Genomic DNA, 16,359 nt, shown 5'->3' with positions numbered 1-16,359 from the left:
CACATGATCGCCACCCCCGGCCAAACACATCCACCCACCCGGGCGTTTGCTTGGTCGGGCCGCCGGTTTCGGGGGTGGCCGGCTGGCCAATCGCATCCGCCTGCCCGCGCATCCGCCTGCCCGGCGTTTGTGTGGCCGAGTCGCCGGGCCGTCGGTGTGTCGGTGTGTCGGGTGGTCGGCGGCTACGTTGGCGGGTCTCGGTGTCGGATTTGCCGTGTTGACCGGTTTGCGTTGTGCCGTCAGGGGGTTTGACGGTTCTTTGACGGATTCCGCCGCCGTGTTGACCCGTGCTGTGCCGGGTGCGGATGCTCGTGGGGCCCGGTTGGGGCGTGTCCCCGCTCGACCCGGGCGTGCAACCCTGCCACGAGGAGCATCGATGACACGCAGAACGGTGACGGCCGGGCTCGCCCTGGTCGTCCTCGCTGGTTCGGCGGTGGGAACCCCCGCCTCCGCCGCCCCGGTCGTCCCGGACGTCCCGGACGCGCAGACCCGCGCCCTGGGCGCGGCCGACCGGGTCGCGGCGACCGCGCTCGGCGCGGGTCCGGACGAGGTCTACCGGCGGGGCCTGGTCACCCCGTGGGTGGACGGCCTCCACTCCGTCGCCTACGAGCGCACCTACCGCGGCCTGCCGGTCGTCGGCGGTGACGCGACCGTGTTGACCGACGGCAACGGGTCGGTGCGCGCCAGTGCCAAGGCCAGCGGTGTGACGGTGCGGATCGGCACCGCGCCTGCGGTCACCGGTGAGGCCGCCGAGGCCACCGCCAGGCGTGAACTGGCCAGGGTCGACGCGGTCGAGTCCCGCTCGCTGGTGGTGAAGCTGACCGGCGACACCCCGAAGCTGGCCTGGCAGACCGTGCTCGGCGGCGCCACCGCCGAGGGCGAGAGCCACCTGACGGTCTGGGTCGACGCGGTCACCGGCACCGTGCTGGACCGGCACGACGACGTCGAGCACGGCACCGGCACCAGCCAGTGGAACGGCCCCAGCCCGCTGGCCATCACCACCAGCCAGTCCGGTGGCCGGTACCTGCTCAAGGACACCACCCGCCCGGGCCTGCAGTGCGCGGACTACAGCACCGGCCAGGTGTTCAGCAAGACCACCGACACCTGGGGCACCGGCAACGCCACCAGCAAGGAGACCGGCTGCGTCGACGTCATGTGGGCGGCGCAGAAGGAGTTCGACATGCTCAAGAACTGGTTGGGCCGCAACGGCCACACCGGTTCCGGCGGCAGTTGGCCCGCGCGCGTGGGCTACAACACCACCAACGCGTACTGGAACGGCTCCAGCGTCACCATCGGGCGCAACAGCGCGGGCCAGTGGATCGGCGCCATGGACGTCGTCGGCCACGAGTACGGCCACGGCCTCGACCAGTTCACCCCCGGCGGCGCCAACGGCGAGGCCGGGCTCGGAGAGGGCACAGGGGACATCTTCGGCGCGCTGACCGAGGCATACGCCAACGAGCCCGCCCCGTACGACACCCCGGGCGACTACCTCGTCGGCGAGAAGGTCAACCTCACCGGCAACGGGCCGATCCGCAACATGTACAACCCGTCGCTGGTCAACAACCACCCCAACTGCTACTCCGCGTCGATCCCGAGCACCGAGGTGCACGCCGCGGCCGGGCCGCTGAACCACTGGTTCTACCTGCTGGCCGAGGGCTCCAACCCGGGCGGCGGCAAGCCGGTCAGCCCGACCTGCGACAGCAGCTCGGTGACCGGGATCGGCATCCAGGCGGCGGGCAAGGTCTTCTACGGGGGAATGCTGCTCAAGACCAGCGGCATGACCTACAAGAGGTACCGCACCGCCACCCTCACCGCGGCGAAGAACCTCGACGCCACCTGCAACCTCTACAACCGGACCAAGGCCGCGTGGAACGCCGTCAGCGTCCCCGCGCAGACCGCCGACCCGACGTGCACCGCGTTCGCCAGGGGCTCCACTGTGGACTCGATCGGCGCGGTGGACTCGATCGGTGCGGTGGACGTCCTCGGTGGCGCCTCCGCGCAGGCCGCGCCGAACGTGGACGTGGCCAAGGTGCAGGCGCACCTGACCCAGTTCAACGCGCTGGCCACGCAGAACGGCGGCAACCGGCGCGCGGGCTCGGCGGGCTACACCGCCTCCGTCGCCTACCTCAAGGGCAAGCTCCAGGCGGCGGGCTTCACCGTCGCCGAGCAGACCTGCACCAGTTGCAACTACCGTTCCAACAACCTGATCGCCGACTGGCCCGGTGGCGACACCAGCCAGACGGTCATGTTCGGCGCGCACCTCGACAGCGTCTCGGCCGGACCGGGCATCAACGACAACGCCTCCGGGTCCGCGGTGCTGCTGGAGAACGCCCTGCAACTGGCCGCGGCGAACCCGGCGATGGCCAAGCACGTGCGGTTCGCCTGGTGGACCGACGAGGAGTCCGGCCTGCTCGGCTCGCGCTTCTACGTCAACTCGCTCACCTCGGCGCAGCGGACGGCCATTAAGGCGTACTACAACTTCGACATGGTCGGGTCGCGGAACGCGGGCTACTTCATCAACAACATCTCCACCGCCGTCTCCGCCCCGATGAAGGCGTACTGGGACTCCCTGGGCCTGGCGCCCGAGGAGAACGTGGAGGGCGCGGGCCGCTCGGACGACTACTCGTTCAAGAACGCGGGCATCCCCTCCTCCGGCTACGCCACCGGCGCCTCGGCGCGCAAGACCAGCGCCCAGGCCGCCAAGTGGGGCGGCACCGCGGGCGCCGCGTACGACGCCTGCTACCACAGCTCGTGCGACACCACGGCGAACATCAACGCCACCGCCCTGGACCGCACCGCCGACGGCGTGGCGCACACGATCTGGGCGCAGGCGGTCTCCAGCGGCGGCGGCACCACCTGCACCCCGGCGGAGCTGGTCGTCAACGGCGGCTTCGAGTCCGGCACCACGCCGTGGACCCTCAGCACCGGGGTCCGCGACAGCTCCACCTCCCAGGCGCCGCGCACCGGCACCTGGAAGGCGTGGCTGAACGGGAGCGGCAGCGCCAACACCGAGAGCGCCGCGCAGACGGTGACCATCCCCGCCGGGTGCACCGGCGCGGTGCTGACCTACTGGGCGCACGTGGACACCGCCGAGACCGGCACCCGCGTGTACGACCGGCTCACCGTCACCGTGGGCGGCACGTCGGTGGCCACCCTGTCGAACGTGGACGCGGCGGCCGGTTTCACCCAGCGGACCGTCCCCGTCGGCCAGTTCGCCGGGCAGACGGTGGCGCTGAAGTTCACCGGTGTCGAGGACGCGTCCTTGCAGACGAGCTTCGTCCTCGACGATATCTCCCTGCGGTCGGCGTAGCGACCCCACGCGTGCCCCTCCGACCACCGGTCGGAGGGGCACGCGCGTTCCTGGCCACTGTGGTCCACGACACATGGGTCGATCACGTCTTCGATGCCTCGACGCACTCGGTGCCGAGTGGTACCGCGTACCGATTCGTACTCGATACACTCCCGCCATGGACGACCGGCCACCACTGCGCGAGCGCAAGAGGCAGCGGGCCCGGCAGGAGATCGTCGCCGCGGCCTACGCCCTGTTCGCCGAACGCGGCTACGCGGGCGTCACCGTCACCGACATCACCGACCGGGCCGAGGTCGGCCGCACCACGTTCTTCCGGTACTTCGGCGACAAGCAGGAGGTCGTGTTCGCCGGGGAGCAGGAGCTGCTCGACGAGGTGCGCGCCCGCTACGAGCCGGTGCCGGTGCAGCGCGCCCCCGACCTGCGCACCGCCCTGGAGCTGATGCGCGGGCTGGTGCTGTCCATCTGCGCCGAGTCGGTGGTCGACGGCGAGAACTACCGGCTGCGCGAGCAGCTCATCGGCGACAACCCCGAGCTGGCCGACCGCGGTGGGCGCAAGCTGGACCGGCTGGTCGAGCTGGCCCGCGACATCCTGCGCGGGATGCGGGCCGACCAGCGGACCGCGGTGCTGGCTCCGTGGCTGGCCAGGGCCTGCTTCCAGGCGGGCCGGGAGCAGGCCGGGAGCGACCCGGACGCGCTCACCCCGGCGGTGGCGGCCGCCTTCGACGCCCTGCTGGGCGAGATCGGCGGCGGGGTGGGGCACCCGTGACGGTGGTCCCGCCCGGTGCGCCCGACCTGGTCGGGCGGGTGCGCGCCTGCTCGGCGGTGGCGGCCGGGCCCGGTGGGGCCGGGGGCGCGGGCCGCGCCTGCAGCGCCCACACGCCCCGCGACGGCCGTGCGCGCCCGGGTCGCGGGGCGTCAGACGGTGATGACGGCGTTGCCGTCCTCGTCCCGGTCGGCCACGTCCGGGTCGTCACTCCACGTGCCGTCCGCGGCCAGGTAGCGGAACGAGACGGTGGAGCCCGCGGGCACCACGACGGTGGTCGAGCGCAGGCCGCCGGTGCGGTTGCGCAGCCGGTGCGAGCCCGGGGTCCAGTCGTTGAAGCAGCCCACGACGCTGACCGGGCCGGGCGGGTCGTCGCGGTCGAGGGTGAAGGTCACCCGGTACTTGTTGAACGGCAGTGCCTTGGTGCTGATCACTCGTAACCTTTCCGTACGGTCGACGGCAGCCAGGATGCCGGGGATCGGGCCGCCCCGCTCGCTCTGGCCCGGGCGCGTCGCGGTTGCTTACACAGTCGTAACGCCTTTCGTAACGCTGTGATCTTTTATCCGATCTTCTCGGTGAAAATGAGACTGTGCGGTACCCGAACGGACCGCTTGGTACCCCAACCCTGCGCCGCTGGTCTCGGCCGGTGTGTCCGAGGTGACTCCGCGTGGCGACAACCGGTCGGAAGTGAAGACCACTCGGGTTTTTTTCACGTTTTGGGCTGCTTCGATCGTGAGCAGGGTTCGGGAGTTTTTTGTGTGTCAACCGCAAGATCTGTATCGGTCTCTCCTCAGTCTTGACCCAAAATTTTACCGATGCTACCTTTCCATTGTCGGTGTTTTATAAAGGAATGCGGTTTGTTCCTGTGCCTTCTCTGAATGCTTTTGGCCGAATCGTCAATGCCATTCACGGCGGCGTGGGAATTCTTCGTCACATCGGAATGGGTGTTCGGATGTCGCGCAAACGTGCCGCGGTGCTCGCGGCGGTCGCCATGCTCGCCGCACTGGTGGCCTGGGTGCCCGGTGCCTTCGGGGCGCAGGCGAGCGGGTTCGACACCCGCTTCGTGGACCTGCCCGCGCGGGACGGTGTCCTGCTGCGGACGATGGTGATGGAACCGAAGTCGCCCGGTCCGCACCCGCTGGCGATCGTCATCAGCGCCTGGGGCGGTGGGGTCACGCAGAACACCGTCCCCGCGGTGAACCTGGCGAACAAGGGCTACACCGTGCTCGCCTACGGCACCCGCGGTTTCGGCGAGTCCGGCGGCGAAGTGCAGGTCGCGGGCAGGCAGGACCTCACCGACGTCTCCGACGTCATCGACTGGGGCCTGGCCAACACCGAGTCCGACCCGAACCGGATCGGGGTCGCGGGCGTGTCCTACGGCGCGGGCATCGGCGTCCTCGCCTCCGGCACCGACCCGCGGATCAAGGCCGTGGCCTCGATGAGCGGCTGGAGCGACCTGGTGCGGTCGCTGTCGACCGAGAACACCCGGCACAGCCTCACCGCCCTGGTCCTGCACCTGTCCGGCAAGCAGAACGGCAGGCTCAGCTTCGAGTCCGACCAGATGCTCGCGGGCATCTACGACCCGAACCTCACCGACGCGCAGGACGACGCGATCAAGGCGTGGTCGCAGCAGCGGTCGCCGATCAACCGGGTCGCCGAGATCAACCGCAACCAGCCCGCGACGCTGATGATCCAGACCTGGAGCGAGACCGTCTTCGAGCCCGGTCAGATGGCCGACCTGTACACCCAGCTCACCGGTCCCAAGCGCCTGGAGATCCTGCCCGGCGACCACGCCGCCACCGAGTCCGGCGGCCTGCTCGGCCTGCCCAGCGGGGTGTGGAACTCGGTCTACCGCTGGTTCGACGCCCACGTGGCGGGCACCGACACCGCGATCGCCGCCGAGGCCCCGATCCAGGTCGTGCCGCGGCCGGGCACCAACAAGGCCGAGCCCGCGGGCGACTGGGCCGCGGTGCAGGGCCAGCGGCAGCAGAAGCTCTACCTCGGCGCGAAGCCCGCCGGGATGTTCGGCGGCGACGCCCAGCTACTGCCCTCGGCGCCCCCGGCGGCGTGGAAGACCGAGGTCAACGCCAACAAGGACACCCTGGCCAACGGGGGCATCCCGCTGGCGACCTACAGCCTGGAGGCGCTCAGCGGCAACCCGCCCACGGCGATGCTGCAGGTGCTCGACCGCTCCAGCGGCGGCATGTGGAACGGCCCCAAGGCGGCTTCGGCGCAGAAGATCCGCGGCTACATCACCGCCCACCTGGTCGTGAGCCCCCCGAAGGCGCAGGGCACCGTCGTGGCCTACGTCTACGACGTCGACCGGTTCGGCACCGGCAAGCTGATCAACTACACCCCCTACACCTGGCGCGGCGCGACCCCCGGCGCACCGCTGCCGCTCGACCTGCGGTTCACCCCCACGGCGTACAACCTCGCCGCCGGGCACCGGCTCGCGCTGGTGGTCGACTCCAAGGACGCGCTGTTCATCGACAAGAACACCGACGGCGGCAAGCTGGGCTTCCTGTCCTCGCCCGCGGACCCGTCCTGGATCGATGTCCCGTTCGCCGGGTGACCCCGCTCGACCCTCCCCGAGAACACCTGAAGGAGTTAGTCCCGTGACCGACGTCAGCGAGCAGGCCGCCACCGAGCGCCGGACGCAGTTCCACTCACTGAGCAAGGCCGGAATGGACTGGGACTCCCTGCCGCTGCGGTTGTTCGCCAAGGGCAACCGCCGCTTCTGGGACCCCGCCGCCATCGACTTCTCGCAGGACGCCGAGGACTGGGCCAACCTCAACGACGAGCAGCGCTTCATCGCCACCATGCTCTGCGCCCAGTTCGTCGGCGGCGAGGAGGCCGTCACCCAGGACATCCAGCCGTTCATCCAGGCCATGGGCGCCGAGGGCCGCTTCGGCGACGAGATGTACCTGACCCAATTCCTGTTCGAGGAGGCCAAGCACACCCAGGCCTTCCGGCTGTGGCTGGACGCGGTGGGGGTCAAGGAGGACCTGCACTCCCACGTCGAGGAGAACCCCGGCTACCGGGCGATCTTCTACGACGCCCTGCCCAACGCCCTGCACCGGCTCTCCTCCGACCCGAGCCCGGCCAACCAGGTGCGCGCCTCGGTGGTCTACAACCACGTGGTCGAGGGCGTGCTGGCGCTCACCGGCTACCACGTGTGGAACGCGGCCTGCCGCAGCAACGGCATCCTGCCCGGGTTGCAGCAGCTCATCCGCTCGATCGGCAACGACGAGCGCCGCCACATGGCCTGGGGCACCTTCACCTGCCGCAGGCACGTGGCCGCCGACGACGCGAACTGGCAGATCGTGCAGGACGAGATGCAGCGGCTGCTGCCGCACGCGATCACCCAGATCGAGTGGACGACCAAGCAGTTCGACGGCGACCCGTTCGACATGAAGCTCGACGGGGTCATGGAGTACGCGGGCAACCACGCGCTGCGCAGGCTCGGGGCGATCGAGGGCGCGCGCGGCATGTCCGTGGCCGCGATCGACCTGGACTACAGCCCCGAGCAGCTCGAAGAGCAGTTCCACACCGAGGACACCGCCGCGGCGGCCCAGGGGTGATCGGCGGCACCCCGCGGGCGCGCCCGCGGGGTGCGGCGGGGCGCGTGGGTCGTACGAGTGGTCGGGAGGGTGGATGACTTGTCACCGCGTTGACAACGAGGGCGCGAGTTTTCACCTCCGAACGCTAAGAAACATTGTTTTATGCAATTGGGCGTTTGTGGCGTAAACCCGAATGGTTGACACCCCGTGGCACCGGAAAATATGGTGGCGGTGGGTGGTCGAATTCTATTCTCAGATCGACCGGATCTGTCGGACCTCAATTGTCGATTCACATTTGGCCGCAATCTGAATTCCGGTCGAATGTTCAGCGGCGGGCGTTCGAACCCCTGACAACCCCGAGGACGGGACACGATGACTTCTGGTGGTGTGCGGACCGACAGCCCCGTGGCGGGGCCGGTGGTCGGCAACGACTCCCTGGCGACCCTGCTGGCCTGGTGGGCGCAGGAGCACGGCGACGAGGTCGCCATCACCTACCTGGACTACCGCTTCAGCGTCGACGGTGTCGCCACCTCGCTGACCTGGTCGGAGTTCGACACCAAGGTCAGCGCGGTCGCCGCTGAGGTGCAGGCGCACACGGCCGAGGGCGACCGGGTGGTCATCCTGGCCCGGCAGTCCACCGAGTACGTCGTGGCGCTGCTCGCGGCCATGCGCGCGGGCCGGATCGCGGTTCCGCTGTTCCAGCCGGACCTGCCGGGGCACGCCGACCGGCTGGCCGCGGTGCTCGCCGACTGCTCCCCGACCCTGGCGCTCACCCTGGACGACCAGCGCGAACTGCTCGACTCCTACTTCGCCGAGAAGGGCATCGGGGTCGCCCACGTCACCTCCATCGACACCGTGCCCGACTCCAGGGCCGCCGACTACGCGCCGTTCGTGCCCGAGCCCGACGCCGTGTCGTACCTGCAGTACACCTCCGGGTCCACCCGCATCCCGGCGGGCGTGATGATCACCAACCGGAACGTGGTGACCAACGCCCGGCAGAACACCGAGTGCTACATGACCGACGAGGACGACTACGGCACCCTGGTGAGCTGGCTGCCGCTGTTCCACGACATGGGCCTGGTGCTCGCGGTGGCCGTGCCGATGTGGTCGGGCCGCCCGGTCGTGATGATGGACCCGATCGCCTTCCTGGAGCGCCCGATCCGCTGGGTCGCGGCGATGGCCAACGCGGAGGGCGCCACCACCGCCGCGCCGAACTTCGCCTACGCCTACGCCGCGTCGCGGGTCAGCGACCGGGAGAAGGCGTTCCTGGACCTGTCCGACGTGGTGTCGCTGGTGGACGGTTCCGAGCCGATCAGCATGAAGTCGATCAACCGCTTCGCCGACGCGTTCGCCGAGTGCGGCCTGCCGCGCACCGCCCACCGCCCGTCGATGGGCATGGCCGAGGCGGTCGTGCTGATCTCGTCGGGCACCCCGGGCGAGCTGCCCAAGGCGGTCACCTTCGACCGCGAGGCGCTGACCCGCGGCCTGGCCGTGGTCGCCACCGCGCAGACCCCGAGCACCACCGAGCTGGTCTCCTGCGGCCGGGCGTTCGACCAGCAACTGCGGATCGTCGACCCGGAGTCGGGCAAGCTGCTCGACGAGGGCGTGGTCGGCGAGCTGTGGCTCAGCGGCGTCAACATCGCCCAGGGCTACTGGAACCGCCCGGAGCAGACCGCCGAGTCCTTCGGCCAGACCCTGGAGGACGACGGCTTCGACGGCTCCGGCGTCGACGGCCGCGGCTGGTTCCGCACCGGCGACCTCGGCGTGCTGCACGAGGGCGACCTCTACATCACCGGCCGGATGAAGGACCTGATCATCGTCGACGGCCGCAACCACTACCCGCAGGACATCGAGGCGACCGTGGAGCAGGCGCACCCGGCGGTGCGCAAGCACTCGCTGGTGGCGTTCTCGGTGTTCGACGGCCAGTCCGAGCAGGTCATGGTGATGGTGGAGCGCTCCAAGGTCGTCGAGGCCGCCGACCTCGACCGCGACGAGGTCACCAGCGCGGTCAAGGCCGCGGTGTCGCACCACCACGGCCTGTCCCTGCACGACGTGCTCATCGTCGAGCCCGGTGGCGTCCCGCGCACCTCCAGCGGCAAGGTCAGCCGCGCGGTGTGCCGCAAGCGCTGGGCCGAGGGCACCCTCAAGGACGGACGCCCCGCATGACCTCCCAGGAGAACCTGCTCGCCTGGCTGGTGGGTCGGGTCGCCGAACTGCGCAACCTCCCGGTCGGGGAAGTGGACCCGGACCGGCCGCTGACCGAACTGGGGATGTCCTCCCGCGACGCGGTGACGCTCTCGGGTGACCTGGGCAAGCTGCTCGGCAGACCACTCCCGCCGACGCTGGCCTGGGAGAGCCCGACGATCTCCGCGCTGGTGGCCGCGCTCACCGGCGAGGACACCGGCCGCGACCAGCCCCTGGTCGCGGCCGCGGTCGCGCCCGGCGAGCCCGTCGCGGTCGTCGGCCTCGGTGTGCGGCTGGCCGGGGGCGTCGACTCGCCGGAGGCGTTCTGGTCGCTGCTGTCCGCGGGCCAGGACGCCATCTCCGAGGTGCCCGCGGGCCGGTGGGAGGACTTCGCGCCCGCCGCCGACCTCGACGGCCTGCCCCGCCTCGGCGGCTTCCTCGACGACGTCGCCGGGTTCGACGCGGCGTTCTTCGGCATCACCCCGCGCGAGGCCGAGGCGATGGACCCGCAGCAGCGGCTGCTGCTGGAAGTTTCCTGGGCGGCGCTGGAGGACGCGGGCATCGCGCCCGCCTCGCTGCGCGGCAGCCGCACCGGTGTCTTCGTGGGACTGTCCGCGACCGAGTACGGCCACCTGACCATGGTCGACCTGCCCACCATCGACGCGTGGTCGGGCACCGGCGCGGCGGCGAGCATCGCCGCCAACCGGCTGTCGTACCAGTTGGACCTGCGCGGCCCGAGCATGACCGTCGACACCGCGTGCTCGTCGTCGCTGGTCGCCGTGCACCACGGCGTGCAGAGCCTGCAGCGCGGTGAGACCGACCACGCCCTGGTCGGCGGGGTCAACCTGCTGCTCTCGCCCGCGGTGTTCGCCAACTTCACCAGCGCGGGCGTGCTGGCCGCCGACGGCAGGTGCAAGGCGTTCGACGCCGCCGCCGACGGCATCGTGCGCGGCGAGGGCTGCGGCGTGGTCGTGCTCAAGCGGCTGACCGACGCCCGCCGCGACGGCGACCGGGTGCTCGCGGTCATCCGCGCCAGCGCGGTCAACTCCGACGGCCGCTCCAACGGCATGATGGCGCCCAACCCCGACGCGCAGGCCGCGCTGCTGCGCGACGCCTACTCGGTGGCCGAACTGGACCCGTCCGGTGTGGACTACGTCGAGGCGCACGGCACCGGCACCTTCCTCGGCGACCCGATCGAGGCGGGCGCGCTCGGCGCGGTGCTCGGCAGGGACCGCGCCGCCGACCGCCCGCTGCTGCTGGGCTCGGTGAAGTCCAACCTGGGGCACCTGGAGGGCGCCGCGGGCATCGCGGGTCTGATCAAGGTCGTGCTGGCGATGAAGCACGGGCGGCTCCCGGCCAGCCTGCACTACACCGCGCCCAACCCGAACATCGACTTCGACGGCAACGGCCTGCGGGTCATCCCGGAGCCCACCCCGTGGCCGCGCTACTCCGGCCTGGCCCGCGCGGGCGTGTCCGCGTTCGGCTTCGGCGGCACCAACGCCCACGTGGTGCTGGAGGAGTGGCCCGCCAAGCGCAAGCGCGTGCCGCGCGGCGACGACCGGGACACGCACGTGCTGGCGCTGTCGGCCCGCTCGGCGACCGCGCTGGCCCAGCGCGCGACCGACCTGGCCGACTGGCTCGCCGCCGAGGAGAACGCGGGGGTCGCGCTCGGCGCGGTCGCCTCGACCCTGGCCCGCCGCCGCGAGCACCTGGCCGTGCGCGGCGCCGTCGTCGGCACCGGCCGCGAGTCCCTCGTGGACGCCCTGCGCGCGCTCGGCGCCGGGGAGCCCCGCCCGGACGTGCGCACCGGCACAGCCCGGCGCGATGACAGCGACGTGGTGTTCGTCTTCTCCGGCTACGGCTCGCAGTGGGACGGGATGGGCCGCACGCTGCTGGCCACCGAACCCGCCTTCCGCGCCGCCGTGGAGGAGTTGGACCCGGCCTTCGTCGAGGTCACCGGATTCTCGCTGCGCGCGGTGCTGGCCGGGGAGCAGCAGCTTCCCGACCTCGCCGCCACCCAGCCCACCCTGTTCGGCATCCAGGTCGCCCTCGCCGCGCTGTGGCGCGCGCACGGCGTCGAACCCGCCGCCGTGGTCGGGCACTCCATGGGCGAGGTCGCCGCCGCGGTCGTCGCGGGCGCGCTCACCGTCGCCGACGGCCTGCGGGTGATGACCACCCGCGCCCGGCTGCTCTCGGGCATCGACGCCTCCGGGGTCGGCGCCATGGCCGTGGTCGAGCTGTCCCCGGCGGAGCTGGCCGAGCTGGAGGCCCAGTGGCCCAGCATCACCGTGGCCGTCTACGCCTCGCCCACCCAGTGCACCGTCAGCGGCGACGCCGACCAGGTGGGCGCGCTGGTGGCGCACGTGGAGGGCATGGGCCGCCTGGCGCGGCGCCTCAAGGTCGGCGGCGCCGGGCACTCGCCCGCGGTGGACGTGGTGCTCGACGAGTTCCGCGCCGGGCTGGCGGACCTGGAGCCGAGCCGGGCCACCGTGCCCTGCTACACCAGCGTGCTGGACGACCCGAGGGAAGCGCCCGCGTTCGACGTCGAGTACTGGGTGAAGAACCTGCGCCGCCCGGTCCGCTTCGCGCACGCGCTGTCCGCGGCGATCGAGGACCGGCACACCCGGTTCGTCGAGGTCTCCCCGCACCCGATCGCCCTCGCGGCACTGGAGCAGACCGCGGGTGGCGCCCGCAACGTCACCGTGCTGGGGCTGCCCAGCGCGCACCGCAAGGACGACGAGCGCACCACGTTCCTCACCAGCCTCGCCGCCCTGCACACCACCGGGCACCCGACCGCGCTGGCCGCCCGGCACGCCGCGGCCCCGCCGGTCTCGCTGCCCGGCCCGCGCTGGGAGCACCACGCCTTCTGGCCGCGCAAGCGCGCCTCGGCGACCGCCCCGGCCGGGCGGCACCCGCTGCTGGGTGTCCACATCGAACTGCCCGAGGGCGACCGGCACGTCTGGCGCGCGGACGTCGGCACCGACGCCCACCCGTGGCTGAGCGACCACGCCGCGCACGGCGTGGCGATCTTCCCCGGCACCGGCTACCTGGAACTGGCGCTCGCCGCCGCCCGGGAAGCCTTCGGCGGCAAGGTCCTCGTCGAGGTCCGCGACGTCGAACTCACCCAGGTCCTGCCGCTGGCCGCGCACACCGAGATCACCACCTCGCTGACGCTCACCGGCAAGCACGCCGGCGTCGTCACCGTCTCGGCCAAGTCGGCGGCGGGCACCTGGACCCGGCACGCCTCGGCCACCGTGCGCCGCGGCGACGCCGCCGTGACCCCGCTGGGGGAGACCACCGACGGCCGGGCCGTCGACCTCTACCCGGCGCTGGCCGAGATGGGCCAGGCCTACGGCCCCGCCTTCCGCGGCCTGCGGTCGGTGGTGGCGGGCTCCGGCACCGCCTCCGCCGCCATCGCCCTGCCCGAGGAAGCCGGGCGCGCGACCGGTCACGTGCTGCACCCGGCGCTGTCGGACGCGAGCCTGCACGCGCTCGCCGCCGCCGCGTTCGACCGGATCAGCGCGGGCGGCGGCACCTACCTGCCGCTGTCGCTCGGCGCGGTCCGGGTCCTCGGCGACCCGGGCACCGCCGTGCGCGTCGACGCCCGGCTGGACTCCCTCGACGAGGGGCTCGACGGCCTGGTCGGCGCCGTGCAGTTGGTCGACGCGGACGGGGCGGTCGTCGTCGACGTCGCCGGTGTCTACGTGCGCCGGATGCAGCGCTCGTCGGTGCCGCTCCCGTTGTCCGCCAAGGCCTTCGAGGCTTCTTGGGAGCGGGGGGACCTCGACGACACCGCCGCCGACGGGCAGACCTGGGTGGTCGTGGCCGAGGGTGAGCCGGGCGACTGGCTGACCGGGCTGCGCGACCGGCTCCCCGGCGGGGAGGTGCTGTGCCTGCCGCGCGTGGACCAGCTCACCCTGGCCGGGCGCACCCCGGCGGGCGTGGTGTTCGTGGCCGAACCCGGCACCGGGCTCTCCCCCGAGGCGGCGCAGGCGCACGTGCTCGCCGTGTCGAGCCTGGTGGCGCAGCTCACCGACCAGGTCGACCCCGGGTGGCAGCCTCCGCGCCTGTGGATCGTCACCCGCGGCGCCGCCGCGGTCGGCGCCGACGAGGCCGGTTCGCCCGACCTCGCCGCCCTGCGCGGCCTGGCCAGGGTCCTCGCCTTCGAGAACCCCGAACTGCGCGCCACGGCCCTGGACCTGGATGTCGAGGGGGACTGGGTCGCCGAACTGGCCGCCGAGCTGACCGCCGACGACGCCGCCGACGAGGTCGCCTGGCGCGGCGGCGCGCGGCACATCGCCAAGCTCGCCAAGGCCGAGATCGATGAGCAGGTCGACGAGCGCGGCGAGGGGCACACCGTCCGCGACGGCGGCTACGTCGTCACCGGTGGTCTCGGCGGACTGGGCCTGCTCGCGGGCAAGTGGCTCGCGGAGAACGGCGCCACCCGCGTCGTGCTCTCCGGCCGCCGCGGCCTGACCGAGGAGACCGAACCGCTGGTCGCCGAGCTGCGCGGCCTCGGTGCCGAGGTCGAGGTCGTCGCGGGCGACGTCGCCGAGGCCGGGGTGGCCGACCGGCTGGTCGCCGCCGCCACCGCCGGTGGTGTCCCGCTGCGCGGTGTCCTGCACGCCGCCGGTGTCCTCGCCGACGGCGCCACCGCCACCCTGGACGGTGCCGACGTCGCCAAGGTCTGGCACGCCAAGGCCACCGGCGCGCTCGCGCTGCACGAGGCGACCCTGGGCCACGACCTGGACTGGTGGCTCATGTACTCCTCGGCCGCCGCGCTGTTCGGCTCGCCCGGCCAGGGCGCCTACGCCACCGCCAACGCCTGGCTCGACGCGCTGGTGACCTGGCGCCGGTCCCGGGGCCTGACCGCCACCACCGTCAACTGGGGCGCGTGGGCCGAGGTCGGCGGCGCCGTGGGCCGGGACAACCCGGTGCTCGACCCGCTCGGCCCGCAGGAGGGCATGGAGGCGCTGGAGGCGGTGCTGGCCAGCGGCCGGGCCGCGACCGGCATCGCCCGGCTCGACCTGGGCACCACCATGTCGCTGTTCCCGCAACTGGCCACCCGCCCGTTCTTCGAGCTGGTCCGGCCCGCCGAGCAGGCGGCCGAGACCGGCGGCCCCGCCTGGGCGGGCATGTCCGAGCTGCGCGCGCTGGAACCCGCCGCGGCCCGGCAGGCGCTGGAGGACCACCTGGTGGCCATCATCGCCGAGCTGATGGGCTTCGCCGCCGAGCGGATCGACCGGTACGTGCCGCTGACCCAGCTCGGCCTCGACTCGCTGCTGGCCATGCGGGCCCGGGGCGCGGTCGAGCGCGACTTCGGGCTGCCGCTGCCGGTGCCGCTGCTGCTGCGCGGCGCCAGCCTCGCCGAGATCGCCGACCACCTGGCCGAGGCGTCCGGCCTCGGCGAGGCCGACCCGGCCGACCGGGCCGCCCGCAAGCCGGGCAGCGCCCCGGCGAAGGTCGGCCCGCGCGACCCGTCCGAGCGGTGGGTTGCCCGGATCTGGCAGGACGTGCTGGAGAGCGGGGAACCGGGGGTCGACGACAACTTCTTCGCCCTCGGCGACGCCGCCCAGGCCGACGCGGTCTACGCCGCCATCGAACGCGAACTGGACTCGGTGCCCGACTACGGCACGCTGTTCAGCGAGCCCACCGTGGCGGCCATGGCCGACCTGCTGCGCGACCAGGTGGAGGGCAACGGCGGCAAGCCGCTGCGCGTCCTGCGGGCCTGCGAGACCGGCACCCCGGTCTTCCTGTTCCACCCCGCGGGCGGCCCGACGAGCGTCTACCGCTCGCTGGTGCAGCTCATGGGCGAGGGCGTGCCGGTCTACGGGTTCGAGCGGCTCGACGACGTGGACACGCTGGAGGAGAAGGCGCGGCGCTACCTGGAGCTGCTGCGCGAGGTCCAGCCCAGCGGGCCGTACCGGCTCGGCGGCTGGTCCTTCGGCGGGATGCTGTCCTACGAGATCGCCCAGTTGCTCACCGCCGCGGGCGAGCACGTCGAGCTGGTCGCCATGATCGACACGATCCTGCCGCTGGAATCGGCCGAGCCGATCTCGCAGCAGGACCTGATCCTCGACCGGTTCAGCCGCTTCGCCGAGCACATCGAGGAGACCTACGGCGTCAAGCTCGACCTCGGCGCGGACAAGCTCGGCGGCCTCGACGACGAGCAGCAGATCCGCTACATCATCGACACCCTGGCGGCCAACGTCTCCGGCATGGGCGCCGCGGTGCTGCACCACCAGTACACGTCCTACGTGGACGCCCGGGTCGCGGAGAACTACCAGCCGCGCCCCTACGGCGGCCGGGTCGTGCTGTTCCGCGCCAAGGAGCCGCACCCGCTCACCACGCAGCTCGACCCGCGCTACAAGCGCACCGACGACACCCTGGGCTGGGACGAGTTCGCCCCCGCCCTCGAGGTGGTCAAGGTCCCCGGCGACCACCTCAGCATGATCGACCCGCCGAACGTCGCCGTCATCGCGCGGGAGCTGCGCGCCGCACTCGACCACCCGCGCTCACCAGCTCACTAGGAACAACGGAAC

The 16,359-nt window shown here is 72.2% G+C and carries 7 protein-coding genes; 6 read left to right on the top strand and 1 reads right to left on the bottom strand.

Features of this window, described 5'->3' with window-relative positions; all coding sequences use genetic code 11:
* Positions 1–376 precede the first annotated feature (376 nt).
* The gene (locus UO65_RS12100) at positions 377–3,310 is read left to right on the top strand and encodes a M28 family peptidase (protein WP_035281824.1); all 2,934 of its coding nucleotides are present in this window, start codon (positions 377–379) and stop codon (positions 3,308–3,310) included.
* 157 nt (positions 3,311–3,467) lie between these two features.
* Positions 3,468–4,076: a TetR/AcrR family transcriptional regulator gene (locus UO65_RS12095; RefSeq protein ID WP_035281822.1), complete on the top strand. Its 609-nt coding sequence runs from the start codon at positions 3,468–3,470 to the stop codon at positions 4,074–4,076.
* Positions 4,077–4,225: 149 nt separating this feature from the next.
* On the opposite strand, the gene UO65_RS12090 is transcribed toward UO65_RS12095, so the two are convergent.
* Positions 4,226–4,507: an early set domain-containing protein gene (locus UO65_RS12090; RefSeq protein WP_052021076.1), complete on the bottom strand. Its 282-nt coding sequence runs from the start codon at positions 4,505–4,507 to the stop codon at positions 4,226–4,228.
* 518 nt (positions 4,508–5,025) lie between these two features.
* On the opposite strand from UO65_RS12090, the gene UO65_RS12085 reads away from it, so the two are divergent.
* The 4 genes from UO65_RS12085 to UO65_RS12070 all read left to right on the top strand — a co-directional run bounded on the left by UO65_RS12085 (position 5,026) and on the right by UO65_RS12070 (position 16,347).
* Entirely contained in the window at positions 5,026–6,645 is a 1,620-nt protein-coding gene (locus tag UO65_RS12085) for a CocE/NonD family hydrolase (protein WP_035281819.1), read from the top strand.
* A 112-nt stretch (positions 6,646–6,757) separates the two neighbouring features.
* Positions 6,758–7,654, top strand: a complete 897-nt coding sequence (locus tag UO65_RS12080) for a R2-like ligand-binding oxidase (protein WP_052021079.1) — start codon at positions 6,758–6,760, stop codon at positions 7,652–7,654.
* Between the two features lie 351 nt (positions 7,655–8,005).
* A complete protein-coding gene (locus UO65_RS12075) occupies positions 8,006–9,799 on the top strand; it encodes a fatty acyl-AMP ligase (protein WP_035281815.1) in 1,794 nt (597 codons plus the stop codon).
* Positions 9,796–16,347, top strand: a complete 6,552-nt coding sequence (locus UO65_RS12070; protein WP_035281813.1) for a type I polyketide synthase — start codon at positions 9,796–9,798, stop codon at positions 16,345–16,347. The genes UO65_RS12075 and UO65_RS12070 overlap by 4 nt, the downstream gene beginning before the upstream one ends.
* Positions 16,348–16,359: the final 12 nt, after the last annotated feature.

It is taken from the genome of Actinokineospora spheciospongiae, assembly GCF_000564855.1.
Classification (GTDB): Bacteria; Actinomycetota; Actinomycetes; order Mycobacteriales; family Pseudonocardiaceae; genus Actinokineospora; species Actinokineospora spheciospongiae.
This window is presented reverse-complemented; position numbering and strand designations above follow the sequence as displayed.

What these genes read in the sequence shown, in the direction of transcription:
- UO65_RS12085 (WP_035281819.1), top strand. Translation starts at nt 5,026, where the DNA reads ATGTCGCGCAAACGTGCCGCGGTGCTCGCGGCGGTCGCCATGCTCGCC.
- UO65_RS12075 (WP_035281815.1), top strand. Translation starts at nt 8,006, where the DNA reads ATGACTTCTGGTGGTGTGCGGACCGACAGCCCCGTGGCGGGGCCGGTG.
- UO65_RS12080 (WP_052021079.1), top strand. Translation starts at nt 6,758, where the DNA reads ATGGACTGGGACTCCCTGCCGCTGCGGTTGTTCGCCAAGGGCAACCGC.
- UO65_RS12100 (WP_035281824.1), top strand. Translation starts at nt 377, where the DNA reads ATGACACGCAGAACGGTGACGGCCGGGCTCGCCCTGGTCGTCCTCGCT.
- UO65_RS12070 (WP_035281813.1), top strand. Translation starts at nt 9,796, where the DNA reads ATGACCTCCCAGGAGAACCTGCTCGCCTGGCTGGTGGGTCGGGTCGCC.
- UO65_RS12095 (WP_035281822.1), top strand. Translation starts at nt 3,468, where the DNA reads ATGGACGACCGGCCACCACTGCGCGAGCGCAAGAGGCAGCGGGCCCGG.